The 11783-nt window shown below is 66.3% G+C and carries 15 protein-coding genes; 9 read left to right on the top strand and 6 right to left on the bottom strand.

Annotation, left to right across the window (positions count from 1 at the left end; translation table 11 throughout):
* Positions 1 to 403 precede the first annotated feature (403 nt).
* The 6 genes from infA (at position 404) to AC2W7M_RS01335 (ending at position 4832) form a co-directional block, all read left to right on the top strand.
* On the top strand, positions 404 to 679 hold the full coding sequence (infA, locus tag AC2W7M_RS01360; protein WP_012115181.1) for a translation initiation factor IF-1: 276 nt from the start codon (positions 404 to 406) through the stop codon (positions 677 to 679).
* Between the two features lie 116 nt (positions 680 to 795).
* The gene (locus AC2W7M_RS01355; RefSeq protein ID WP_486129483.1) at positions 796 to 1290 is read left to right on the top strand and encodes a DUF2165 family protein; all 495 of its coding nucleotides are present in this window, start codon (positions 796 to 798) and stop codon (positions 1288 to 1290) included.
* 147 nt (positions 1291 to 1437) lie between these two features.
* Positions 1438 to 2292 (top strand): ABC transporter ATP-binding protein, encoded by an 855-nt coding sequence (locus tag AC2W7M_RS01350; protein ID WP_486129482.1) that lies wholly within the window; start codon positions 1438 to 1440, stop codon positions 2290 to 2292.
* A 5-nt stretch (positions 2293 to 2297) separates the two neighbouring features.
* Positions 2298 to 3113, top strand: a complete 816-nt coding sequence (locus tag AC2W7M_RS01345) for an ABC transporter permease (RefSeq protein ID WP_486129481.1) — start codon at positions 2298 to 2300, stop codon at positions 3111 to 3113.
* A 41-nt stretch (positions 3114 to 3154) separates the two neighbouring features.
* A complete protein-coding gene (locus AC2W7M_RS01340; protein WP_486129480.1) occupies positions 3155 to 4180 on the top strand; it encodes an ABC transporter substrate-binding protein in 1026 nt (341 codons plus the stop codon).
* Positions 4181 to 4625: 445 nt separating this feature from the next.
* Positions 4626 to 4832, top strand: coding sequence for a cold-shock protein (locus AC2W7M_RS01335; protein WP_121624385.1), 207 nt, complete (start codon positions 4626 to 4628; stop codon positions 4830 to 4832).
* Positions 4833 to 4957: 125 nt separating this feature from the next.
* Here the strand turns inward: AC2W7M_RS01335 and AC2W7M_RS01330 are convergent, their stop codons facing one another.
* Both AC2W7M_RS01330 and AC2W7M_RS01325 read right to left on the bottom strand, forming a co-directional pair.
* Positions 4958 to 5536, bottom strand: coding sequence for a L,D-transpeptidase (locus tag AC2W7M_RS01330; RefSeq protein WP_486129486.1), 579 nt, complete (start codon positions 5534 to 5536; stop codon positions 4958 to 4960).
* A 197-nt stretch (positions 5537 to 5733) separates the two neighbouring features.
* Complete coding sequence (locus AC2W7M_RS01325; RefSeq protein ID WP_486129485.1) at positions 5734 to 6438, bottom strand: alpha/beta fold hydrolase; 705 nt, start codon at positions 6436 to 6438, stop codon at positions 5734 to 5736.
* A 324-nt stretch (positions 6439 to 6762) separates the two neighbouring features.
* Here AC2W7M_RS01325 and AC2W7M_RS01320 point away from each other — a divergent pair, with 324 nt between their 5' ends.
* From AC2W7M_RS01320 to AC2W7M_RS01310, 3 genes are all read left to right on the top strand, one after another.
* Positions 6763 to 7953 carry a hypothetical protein gene (locus AC2W7M_RS01320; RefSeq protein ID WP_486129479.1) on the top strand — a complete coding sequence of 397 codons (1191 nt, stop codon included), beginning with the start codon at positions 6763 to 6765 and terminating at the stop codon, positions 7951 to 7953.
* Between the two features lie 392 nt (positions 7954 to 8345).
* On the top strand, positions 8346 to 9563 hold the full coding sequence (locus AC2W7M_RS01315) for a tyrosine-type recombinase/integrase (RefSeq protein WP_486129478.1): 1218 nt from the start codon (positions 8346 to 8348) through the stop codon (positions 9561 to 9563).
* Positions 9560 to 10042, top strand: a complete 483-nt coding sequence (locus AC2W7M_RS01310; RefSeq protein WP_486129477.1) for a DUF6998 domain-containing protein — start codon at positions 9560 to 9562, stop codon at positions 10040 to 10042. The genes AC2W7M_RS01315 and AC2W7M_RS01310 overlap by 4 nt, the downstream gene beginning before the upstream one ends.
* Before the next feature lie 23 nt (positions 10043 to 10065).
* Here AC2W7M_RS01310 and AC2W7M_RS01305 read toward each other — a convergent pair whose 3' ends face one another.
* The 4 genes from AC2W7M_RS01305 to AC2W7M_RS01290 all read right to left on the bottom strand — a co-directional run bounded on the left by AC2W7M_RS01305 (position 10066) and on the right by AC2W7M_RS01290 (position 11711).
* Positions 10066 to 10653: a hypothetical protein gene (locus tag AC2W7M_RS01305; RefSeq protein ID WP_486129476.1), complete on the bottom strand. Its 588-nt coding sequence runs from the start codon at positions 10651 to 10653 to the stop codon at positions 10066 to 10068.
* 19 nt (positions 10654 to 10672) lie between these two features.
* A complete protein-coding gene (locus AC2W7M_RS01300; protein WP_486129475.1) occupies positions 10673 to 11134 on the bottom strand; it encodes a hypothetical protein in 462 nt (153 codons plus the stop codon).
* Between the two features lie 83 nt (positions 11135 to 11217).
* Positions 11218 to 11445 carry a GcrA family cell cycle regulator gene (locus AC2W7M_RS01295; RefSeq protein WP_486129474.1) on the bottom strand — a complete coding sequence of 76 codons (228 nt, stop codon included), beginning with the start codon at positions 11443 to 11445 and terminating at the stop codon, positions 11218 to 11220.
* Complete coding sequence (locus tag AC2W7M_RS01290; RefSeq protein WP_486129473.1) at positions 11442 to 11711, bottom strand: helix-turn-helix transcriptional regulator; 270 nt, start codon at positions 11709 to 11711, stop codon at positions 11442 to 11444. Before AC2W7M_RS01290 ends, AC2W7M_RS01295 begins: the two co-directional genes overlap by 4 nt.
* Positions 11712 to 11783 lie beyond the last annotated feature (72 nt).

The raw sequence follows: 11783 nt of genomic DNA, 5'->3' as shown, positions 1-11783 counted from the left end.
CCCGAGCGCCGCGAGGACGCCCGCAAGCCGCGTCCGCCCCATGCCCGGGGCGAGCATGGCCGGAGCGAACATCCCCGCGGCGAGCATGCCCGGTCCGAGGATGCCGCGCCCAAAGCGGCGCACGTCCCGAGCGCGCCGAGGGGCGCGGCTCGCGCGGCGAACGCGGGGCGTCCTCCGGCAAGCCCATGGGCGCCATCGGCATCATGAAGTCGGTGCCCGAGCGGGGCCAGCGGCCCCAGCCCGCCAAGGGGCCGGCCCGCGCGGCGCGACTGACGATCTGAGAACGGCCCGCGCGGGCGCGAAAATCCCCGCGCGGCGCCAAACTGGCTATAGGCCGCACCGCGGTTTTGTGCGAAAAGTCCGCCACTTCCGCGCCCCGTGCGGCGCATTCGGAGACGACTATATGGCGAAGGAAGAATTGCTGGAGTTCGAAGGAACGGTGACGGAAGTGCTCCCGGACGGGAACTTCCGCGTACGGCTCGACAACGACCATCAGATCCTGGCCTATGCCGCCGGCAAGATGAAGAAGAACCGCATCCGCACCATCGAGGGCGACCGCGTCGTGGTGGAGATGTCGCCGTACGATCTCGATCGCGGACGCATCAACTTCCGCCACAAGGCCGAAGGCAACGCCCCGCCGCCCGGTGCTCGCCGCCAGCAGAACTTCCGCCGCCGCTGATCTCGGGCTGCTGCCGCGTGCGGCGGCTGCCGCGCGCCCACACGCCGGGCCGGCGTGACCACGATCGCAAGCGGGCCGCCGTGTTCCGGCGCCGCAACGTTGGGGGAGGGGCAACGATGGAGCTGCGCCTCGCCAAGGTCGCGCTGGTGGCTGCGCTGGCCGCCTTCGCGCTCGTCGTCGCCTACGACAACATCGTCGACTACGACTCCAACTACCAGTTCGTGCGCCATGTGCTGAGCATGGACACGACCTTTCCCGGCAATGCGCTGATGGGCCGGGCGATCACCGATGAGCGCGTCTGGCGCGCCGCCTACGCCGCCATCATCGTCGCCGAGGGGCTGACCGGCCTCCTGCTCGCCGGCGGTGCCATGCGCATGGTGCTGAACCTCAAGGGGCCCGCCGCCGCGTTCGAGCGCGCCAAGGGCCTCGCTTATCTCGGCGGCGCGCTCGCCTTCCTGGTCTGGTTCTTTGGCTTCATGGTGGTTGCCGGCGAGTATTTCGCCATGTGGCAGTCGCGCGACTGGAACGGCCAGGCGGCCGCCTTCCGCTTCTATACCGCCGTGCTCGGCGTCCTCATCCTGCTGGCGTTGCCCGAGCGCGAGGTCGGGTAGCGCGGGCGGTCCGTTCGCGCCCCATCCGACCCTTGCCTCTTTCGCGCCCGCGGCTACCTTGGCTCTCCCGGTACCGATGACCGGAAGGGATTCAAGCCGGATCAACCGGCGGCGCCATCGCCCGGATGCGCGCACAGGTGGGAGGAAATGCGGTTGGCGCGACCCTTCAGCGTGGTCCAAGGCGGCCAGGAGCCGGCGGTTCGGGCCGTCAGCCTTGCGGGGGTGCGCATCGCCTTCCCGGGACCGGGCCGCACGGATGCGCCCTTCGTGGCGGTCGAGGGGGTCAACCTCGACGTGGCCGACGGCGAGTTCGTCGCCATCGTCGGTCCCACCGGTTGCGGCAAGTCCACGCTGCTGAACGCCACCGCCGGGCTGCTCGCGCCCGCCGCCGGCTCGGTCTCCATCTTCGGCGCGCCGCTCGCCGGGCTGAACCGGCAGGCCGGCTACCTGTTCCAGGCCGAGGCGCTGTTCCCCTGGAAGACCGCGCTCGACAACGTGGCCATCGGCCTCGATGTCGCCGGCACCCCCCATGAGGAGGCGCGGGCGCAGGCGCGCGACTGGCTCAAGCGGGTCGGCCTCGCCGCGTTCGCGGATCGCTATCCCCACATGCTCTCGGGCGGCCAGAGGAAGCGCGTGGGCCTCGCCCAGGTGCTGATCCGCGACCCCAAGATCCTGCTCATGGACGAGCCCTTCGGCCCGCTCGATGCCCAGACGCGCCAGATCATGGGCTCCCTGCTGCTCGATCTGTGGAGCCACGACCGCAAGGCGGTGATGTTCGTGACCCACGATCTCGAGGAAGCCATCGCGCTTGCCGACCGGGTGGTGATCATGGGCGCCGGTCCGGCCTCGCGCATCATCGGCGAATGGCGCGTGCCCATCGCCCGCCCGCGCGACATGGACGTGCGCCTCGAACCCGCCTTCCACCAGCTTCACCGCGAGATCTGGTCGGCGCTGAAGGACGAGGTCGTGAAGGGCTACCGGCAATCGGAAAGCGTGGGCTGACGGTCATGGTGCGCAACCGCATGGCGCTCGTGGCGCTGCAGATCCTCGTCGCCGTGGTGCTGATCGGCATCTGGCATTTCGGATCGACCATCAAGCTCGACTGGCCGGCCGTCTCGCCGAAGCCCTTCTACCCGCTCGACCCCTTCTTCTTCTCGACGCCGCTGGCGGTGTTCCAGCGCACCTTCAACGATTTCTATACCGGGGTGATCTGGTATCACCTCGGCATCACGCTTCTTGAGACCATGCTCGCCTTCGTCATCGGCGCCGCAGGCGGAGTGCTGATCGGCTTCTGGTTCGCCCGCAAGGCTCTGCTCGCCGCCGTGTTCGACCCCTATGTGAAGATGGCGAACGCGCTGCCGCGCGTGGTGCTGGCGCCGATCTTCGCGCTGTGGCTCGGGCTCGGCATCTGGTCCAAGGTGGCGCTCGGCGTGACGCTGGTGTTCTTCATCGTCTTCTTCAACGTCTATCAGGGCGTGAAGGAGGTGAGCCCGACCCTGCTCGCCAACGCCCGCATGCTGGGCATGAACGAGCGGCAACTGATGCGCAACGTGTTCTGGCCGTCCGCGCTCAGCTGGATGTTCTCCTCGCTCCACACGGCGGTGGGCTTCGCGCTGGTGGGCGCGGTGGTGGGCGAATATCTCGGCTCGGCCGCGGGCCTGGGCTACCGGATCCACCAGGCGGAGGGCGTGTTCGACGTGACGGGGGTGTTCTCCGGCATGCTGGTGCTCGCCATCTTCGTCATCATCATCGATACCGTGGTGAGTGCGATCGAGAACCGCCTCATGGTCTGGCGCCCCGCGCCGGCGGCCGCGCAAGGGTGAGGGGCGTTCAACAGAACAACGGAAAAATGGGAGGAAGCACGATGACCATTCTCAAGTCCGCGCTCGCTCTTGCGGCAGCGCTCGGCCTCGCCGCCGCGGTGGCGGGACCGGCCTCGGCCCAGCAGGCGGAGAAGCCGAAGCTCACTCTCGGGGTCGGCGGCAAGCCGCTGCTCTATTACCTTCCGCTGACCATTGCCGAGCGCAAGGGCTTCTTCAAGGACGAGGGGCTCGACGTCACCATCAACGATTTCGGCGGCGGCGCGAAGTCGCTCCAGGCGCTGGTGGGCGGCTCGGTGGACGTGGTGACGGGCGCCTACGAGCACACCATCCGCATGCAGGCCAAGGGCCAGGACATCGTCTCGGTGATCGAGCTCGGGCGCTACCCGGGCATCGTCCTGGTCGCGAAGAAGGATGGAAAGATCAAGAGCGTCAAGGATATGAAGGGCGCCAAGGTGGGCGTCACCGCGCCCGGCTCCTCCACCAATTTCTTCGTCAACTTCCTGCTTGCCAAGGATGGCCTGAAGCCGGAGGACGTTGCCTTCGTGGGCGTCGGCGGCGGCGCGTCGGCGGTGGCGCAGATGAAGCGCGGCGAGCTTGACGCCATGTCGAACCTCGATCCTGTCATCACCAAGCTCGAGAGTGATGGGGATGTGGTCGTGATCGCCGACAGCCGCACCGAGGCCGGCAACGACAAGATCTTCGGCGGCACCAACCCGGCGGCGGTGCTCTATCTCAAGCGCGACTTCACCGAGCAGAACCCGGTGACCACGCAGAAGCTGGTGAACGCCTTCTACAAGTCGCTGCAGTGGCTGAAGACCGCGACACCGGAGGATGTCGCCGCCGTGGTTCCCGAAGAATACCTGCTCGGCGACAAGGCGCTCTATCTTGCCGCGGTGAAAAACTCCATGCCGATCTATTCCAAGACCGGCGTCATTCCCCAGAGCGGCATGAAGAACGCCCTCAACATGCTGGTGGAGTTCGATCCGGAGCTGAAGGCGGCGAACGTCGATCTCGCGAAGACCTTCGATCCGCGCTTCGTCGCCAAGGCGTCCGGCGCCGCGAAGTGAGCCGGCGGGAAGCGGCCGCCCCTGAGGTGCGGCCGCTTCCCCGGCCCGGGAGCGCGGGGCGGACGGATCCGGTTCCGTCCCGGCCCGGCCGGGATGCGCCGGGTTCTTCGGCGAACCACCCTTGAAACGCCGCAATCGACCCCTATATCAGCGTCACCCAAGCCGGACGCCGCGCTTTCGAGCGCGTGCGGGAGACGGACGGATGTACTCCGATCCCGCGACGGCACGGGTGTTCGCTCCCGCCGCATGCATGTCTCACGCTGCACGGCGGGGCGAGCCCAGTGGACAGTTCGTCGTTCGGCCTGCTTCTTTTCGTATCCTTCGGGCCGCGACTGAAAGTCTTCCTTCTTCGGACATGTCCTGGATCGGGTGCGGAAGGCGGCGCGCGTGCGCGCAGCCGCCGCACCAGGTCCGTATCACGAGCCCGAACGCAAGGAGGCCTTCCATGGCCACGGGTACTGTCAAGTTTTTCAACGCCCAGAAGGGCTTCGGTTTCATCCAGCAGGACGGCGGCGGACCGGACGTGTTCGTCCACATCTCCGACGTGGAGCGCTCCGGCCTCTACAGCCTGAACGACGGCCAGAAGGTCTCGTTCGACGTGGTCGCCGACAACCGCGGGAAGAACAAGGCGGCGAACCTCGCCGCGCTCTGAGGCGCCGCGCGCCGGCCCTGACGCCGCTTCGGCGGCGCGGGTATGGCTGACGCGAAAGCGCTGATGCGAAAATGGAAAAGGCCCGGGTCTCGCGACCCGGGCCTTTTCTTTGGCGAGGGTTGAGCCTATTGCTGGACGTAGACCGTCGCGCCGACGCGGACCCGGTTGTAGAGGTCCACCACGTCGTCGTTGGTCATGCGGAAGCAGCCGGAGGAGACCGCCTGGCCGATGGTCTCCGGCTCGTTGGAGCCGTGGATGCGGTAGAGGCTGGAGCCGAGATACATGGCGCGGGCGCCGAGTGGATTGTCGATGCCGCCGGGCATGTAGCGCGGCAGATCGGGGCGGCGGCGCAGCATCTGCGGCGGCGGGGTCCAGCCCGGCCATTCGCGCTTGGCGCTGACCGACTTCACGCCGTACCAGCGGAAGCCGTCGCGGCCGACGCCGATGCCGTAGCGGATCGCGTGACCCGGCGAGGTCACGTAATAGAGCCGGCGCTCTGACGTGCGGATGACGATGGTGCCGGGCGCGTACTTCGGATCGATCGACACGCTCTGGCGCGGGATCGGGCCGGAGCCGCCCATGGACATGCCGCCCGGCTGGTTGAACATCTTGAAGAAGTCGAAGATCTCGTAGCGGTCGTCGGCGCGCGCCGGTGCGGCGGCCACCACCAGCGCCGCCAGAAGGGCGGCCACCAGAAGTCTCATCTGCGTCATGGCTCAGTCTCGGCTCGCGGGCGCTGGACGGCCCCGAAACTTTGTCGCCATAAAAGGGCCACCACTGCAACCGCTTTGTGCCTCACTTGCCGGGGCGCACGCCAGTGTGATGCGCTTTTTGCGCGCCCTGCGGTGCGCCGGCAACGGTGGGCCGGGCGCTAGGGGAAGGCGCCGGACCCGGCCACCGCTCAGCCGGGGGAGATGGCCGCCGCAAAGCGCGCCAGGGCGGCATTGAAGGCCTCGGGCGCCTCCTGGAACGGGGCGTGGCCCGCCTGCGCGAACAGTTCCAGCCGGGCGCCGGGCACGGTGGCGGCGATGTGCTCGGCCATGGCCGGTGCCACCACGATGTCGTGCGCGCCCTGCACCGCCAGCACCGGCAGATCGAGGCTGGCCAGCAGATCGTCATAGTCCGCCGGCCGGCCGAACATGCCGGCGCGCACGGCCGCCGGCACCATCATGTTGAAGCCGAGCAGGGTCTCGAAGACGTCGCGCTCCGGCGCGCGGGCGAAGCAGCTGCGCAGGAAGGCGCGCGTGGCGGCGACGTTGGTGGCGGTATCGGCGCTGCACATCTGCCGCATCAGGCGGTTGCAGGTGCCGAAGAACCGCTTCTCGTTGGACACCACGCCGGCCACGAATACGATGCCGGAAATGGCGCCGGCTCCGTAGGCCGCCAGATAGTCGCAGATGATGCGCCCGGCATAGGACCAGCCCACCAGGAGCGGGCGCCGCAGCCCGGCCTGGTCGATCACCGCGGCGAGTTCGCCGGCCCAGCGCTCCGCCTCCTGGTAGAAGACCGCCTCGAGCGGCTTGTCCGACGCGCCGTGGCCGCGGAATCGTAGGTGGCGCGCCGCAGATGGGCGAGCTGCGGGCCCGCCACCTGCTCGCTCCAGCACAGGCCGCACTGGGAAAAGCCGTGGATGAAGAGCAGATCGGGACCGGACGGCGGGCCCTGCGGCTCCCACACGCTGGCGGCGATGGCGAGCCCGTCCGGGGTGGTCACGCGCAGGCTGTTCGGGGCGAAGGCGGGGGTGTCCGTCATGGCGTCAGGCTTGCCCCAGCTTCCGGCATCTGCCAAGCCCGGTCGTCTGATTTCCGCCGTCAAGACCCCGCAGCCTCGCGGCCGCGGCCGCCCGATCCGAGTCGCCCGAATCGCGGTCTCCGTGCACACTTCGCCCATCACAAGACTCACGGCGCCGTCCAATTGAGGGAGCACGCACATGCACCATCGGTTCCGTCTGAAGGCGCTCGCGCTGGCGCTGGCGTGCGGCGCGGCGCTCGCGTCCGCGCCGGCCGGCGCAGCCGAGAACTACATGAGCGTCGGCCTGCCGTTCTTCGCGCCCTACCGCGTGGCGATCGCCCATGTGGACGTGCGCGACGGCAAGGTCACGGGCACGCTGGCGCCGCCGGCCGGCGATCCGCGCCCGCCGCTGCCGCTCTCCGGCACTCTCGCCGACGGGCGCATGCGGCTCGTCATCGGCACCGGCGCGGATGCCTATACGCTCGATCTGCGCGAGGGCGAGGTGGACCAGCAGCAGATCTGGAGCGAGGTCGCGCCGCTGCCCGACCTCGACGCCATCGCTTTGTTCCGGCCGCTGGGCGGCTTTTCCGAAGCCGGCCTCGCCTTGCAGCATCTCGACGTGAACTGGTGCGGCCAACTGATCGGCGGCCTTGCCATCGAGCTGAACACCGCCGCGCTCAGGGGCGCGGCCGAGGCGCCCGCCGCGCTGGCCGATCTCGACGTGGTGGTCGGCCCGAACCGGGGCAACCTCGCCAGCGTCAAGCTGAAGGATGTCTGGTCGCGGCTGCGCCTCGCGGTCCAGGCGGCCGATGCCGACCCGGTGGTGGTGGATGTGCGCGCCCCGCTCGGCGGCGAGGCCCAATTGGCCCGCACCCTGCGCGCGCCTGCCGCAGGTGGCGGCCGGTGGGGCTGCCAGCGTCCTGCGGCGAGATGGCACTGGGCCGCGGTGCCGCGCGAGCGGATCGTGGACGGCGGCGCGGTCAGCGAGGCGAAGCTCAAGGCCTATGCGGAGCAGCTTCTGCCGCGCTTTCTCTCCGGCGCCGAGCCGGGGCGCGCGCAGCCCCGCCGCGCGCAAGTTCAAGCTCACCGGGCTCCAGCTGGCGCGCAGCGCCTCCGGTCTGCCGGCCGTCACGGCGACGCTGCAGGGCGACGCGGAGGCGACGCGCCTCGGCAAGGGCGAGGTGGACCAGTTCGCGCTCACCCTCACGCCGGTGGTCACCGCCGGCGACACCGGCGAGACCATCTCGCTCATTCCCTCCGTCTCGCGCCTGCGCACGGCGCCGCGCCGCGGCGCCCAGGCGCCGGACGATGCCGCCTTCAAGCCGGCCGAGGATCCCGCGCTGACCGCGGCGGTCCGCCACCGTCTCGCCACCTGGCTCGCCGCCAATGAGAGCCTGGCCTGCTCGTTCCTGACCCAGACCGCGTTCCAGGAGCCGGACAACGCGCTAATCTGCGCCAACCGCATGCTGGACGCCGTGGCGGGGGACGAGGGGGGGAATTGAGCCCCCCGTCCAGAGAGCGGCGCGGGCACGCTGCGACAGACGGCCAAGCCGTGCGCGAGGAATGGAAGAAAGGGATTGCGGAATGGTGGGCGATGCAGGGACTTGGCACCGAACCGAATGAGCCTGAATAGCGCCGAATGCGGCTCGCGGCGCGTCACTCAAGTCATTGATATTACTATATTTTTGCCGTATTCCCATGCCATATAGCCCCGTATTGCACCGCATTGCGTGGCCTGCCATTCCGGGGGCCGTGCCGGTAGCTTGGGCAAAGGGTGGCCACATGGGAAAGCTGACGGTGAAGCGGGTAGCCGGCCTCAAGGACATGGGCCGATACGGCGACGGGCAAGGGCTGTTCTTACAGGTGACGGCCACCGGGACGAAAAGTTGGCTCTACCGCTGGGAGCGGGATGGCCGCGAGCGGTGCATGGGGCTCGGCAGCGTCCACGACGTGGACCTGGAGGAGGCGCGGGACTTGGCCCGCGACATGCGGCGGCTGGTCCGCGCTGGTCGCGATCCCGTTGCCGAACGTAGGGCCGAGCGCGAGCAGCGGAAGGCCGAAGCGCACAAGCTGCTCCTATTCCGTGACGCAGCGACGCAATATTTCGATAGCCACGAGCGGAAATGGGCCAGCCGGAAGACCCGGGAGGTTTTCTTGGCCCGGCTGAAGACGTTTGTTTATCCGCACATCGGAGCGCTGGCCGTCAGCGACATCAGCACGGCGGACGTGTTGAAGGTGTTGGAGCCGATTTGGCACAGTAGGACCGAAACCGCTTCGAGGGTGCGCGGGTACATCGAGGCAATTCTGGCGTTCGCCACGGTGAAGGGCTATCGCACGGGCGACAACCCGGCACGATGGGCAGGCCACCTCCGGGAAGCTCTGCCGTCCCCGGCTGCCATCGCGCCCGATCAGCATTACGCAGCGTTGCCCGTCAAGGAGTTGGCCGCCTTCTTCGCCCGTGTGACCACAATGGGCGGCATGGCTGCCATCGCCCTGCGGTTCACGATTTTGACGGCCGCGCGGACGAACGAAACCATCGGCGCGACGTGGGACGAAATCGACCTTGAGCGCGGCCTATGGACGATCCCTGCGGCCCGCATGAAGATGCGGCGCGACCATCGCGTGCCGCTCAGCCAAGCCGCCATCGACCTGCTCAAGGCCGTGCCACGCGAGAAGGGCAACGCCCATGTGTTCGCCGGCATGCGCAAGGGCTCGGGGCTCAGCAACGTGGCAATGCTCGGCCTGCTCAAGGTGCGCATGGGCGTGACCAACATCACGGTTCACGGGTTCCGCAGCACGTTCCGGGATTGGGCAGGCGACCACACCGAGTTTCCGCGCGAGGTGGTGGAAGCCGCCCTCGCCCATGCCGTGGGCGACGCGACCGAGCGGGCTTACCGGCGCGGCGACGCATTGGAACGGCGGCGCATTTTGATGGAGGCTTGGGCGGACTATTGCCTTGGGAAGGTCGCACCGTCGAATGTGCTACAGCTCCGCGCATGACGGACGATGCAAAATCCCAGCGTGTGGCCGCCGTCCTCGCGGCGATCAGGCCGTTGGCCGCGGAGTATTACCGGCTGACGGGAAAGCCCCTCGGCGTCACCGGGGAGCTGGGCGAGTATGCTGCGGCCGACCTTCTCGGGCTCGAACTGGCCTCGGCCCGGACCAAGGGCCATGACGCTCTCCGCATCGGTGCGGACGGCACAGCCCGCCGGGTGCAAATCAAGACGCGCGTGGCCGACGCCAAGGGCAGCGGCAGCAAGAAGCTCGGCACCCTCAGCCATCACGATCACTGCGATACGGTGTTGCTGGTGCTGTTGAACCCGGTGACGTTTGAACCGCATCAGATTTGGGAAGCCCCCATGTCCAGCCTCGCCGAGCGGTTGGCTATGCCCGGCTCGAAGGCGCGTGAGCGGGGCCGGCTGAGCATCGGGGAGTTCAAGGGCATCAGCCGCCTTGTATGGCCTTCATCCGGTGGATGAGCCGGGGTTGCGCTGACTTGTGGTCAATTTCCCCAATGATCGCAGGCTAGTTCGGAGTCAGAATTAGGAACCGAACCGTCCGAGAACAAACCGGGATCAAAAAGGGCGCCTTCCGGTGCTTTTTTTTGTGGCCGCCTGGGAATGGAAACGATGGCATCTGCGATCACCAAAATTTCCACCACGCGCGCGCGCCGCTGGGGTTCCCGTATTGAATCAAATCCGTACTCTTGAACCAAAAGTCCAATCGCCATAGCCGAAAATATATCGATCGTGTTGCATTGCGGAGCTGATCCAAAATTTAGATGGGACCCGTCACTCTTGAACATGCAGAATACATTCGATGAAAAATTTGAATCTTCAAGTGTGACATAAATAACCGGCCTCCGTATATTCATGTCAAAGACAGTCATAACATACCTATAAAAAATGATCCCAGATCCGGCTATTGGGTTTAAAATTTCAGAGACAAAAAACTGATATATTCCAGTATTTATAATTTTTATTGGCTTAGATTTTGTGATATCCGGCATGCTTCCTGTAAATTTTATCGGGTATATATGGGCATTGGCGTCCATCAACATTTCCTCCATAAACTCAAAGCGCGCTTTCATTGTCGTCTCGAGTAGGAACTTAATCAGGATTCCTCAGGATGTCTGCTTGAATATAGTCCGTATCAGCAGGGCGCTTAACCCATAGATCGCGCCAAGCGTCGCGCGCCGTCCCGGCCACGGCTAGGGCAAACTGATTTGGACTAACCCGATTCCCATTAAAAATGACATAGTCCCCTTCAACACGAGCATAATGAAACTCTCCCGCATATTTCATACGCAGAAGCGTGCCAGAAGGTAGAAAAAGTGCCTTCCAGTGAAATCCACGACTGCCGTCATCCACGATATCTGGGAGAAGAGAATCTGATTTCCACTCTGCATTTTCCATCCAATAAGCAACGGCATCCCGAACGACTTCAACAGGATCGCGCTTGCTCCCTCGTTGGCGCAGAAATTCGATAAGATCGATAAACTGAACAATATCTAGGGGGACAGACACGACCGATTTCATAGGATAGCTCCCGAATTGCATCAGCGTGGCCACGATATCCAATTTCAGATTAAAATCAACAAAAATTGCTCAAAATTGCTGATTCATGCGTTTCCTCCGCAGAACCCCGATAGGCCCTAATGGGCAAGTCCATCATCGGCCTGCCGGACGACGCCCCCAACCGAGACCGTCCGCCACGGAGGCGGGACATGGGCGCGAGCATGGTGCCGTTCGCAGTAGGGCGAGCCCGGCTGCACCATGTCGCCACACGCCACAAGGTCGGCGCCGGCCCCATCGACCGGCCATCGGCAGTGCAGGCGTGCGCAGTCGATCAGAAGGCGGCGGTGGGGGGTGTCTTCGCTCATACCAGTTCCCTCCGGCGCTGGACCTTGTGGGTTGCAGGCGGGCGCGTCCGGCTGGTGGCCGCCTTGGCCCGCATCCAGGCGAGCACTTCGGCCTCGATCCAAACCCGCGTTTTGGCGCTCAGGTAGACGGCGCCGGGAGTCGCCTCGCGCACCAAGTCATCGAGGAAGCTGCGGCCGATGCCGACGAGTGCGTACACTTCCTCCACCCGCAGGAACCGAAGGTTCGGCTCGTTGCTGGCGGGGGCGTTGGAGTCTTCTTCCGACATGACCGCTTCCACTGTGGCTTTTCGCCCCGCATGGGGCTGCATTACGTTGTGACTGACTGTAACCACAGTGAA

The sequence above is a fragment of the Xanthobacter sp. BG11Y11_SDJG genome (assembly GCF_057364445.1).
This window is presented reverse-complemented; position numbering and strand designations above follow the sequence as displayed.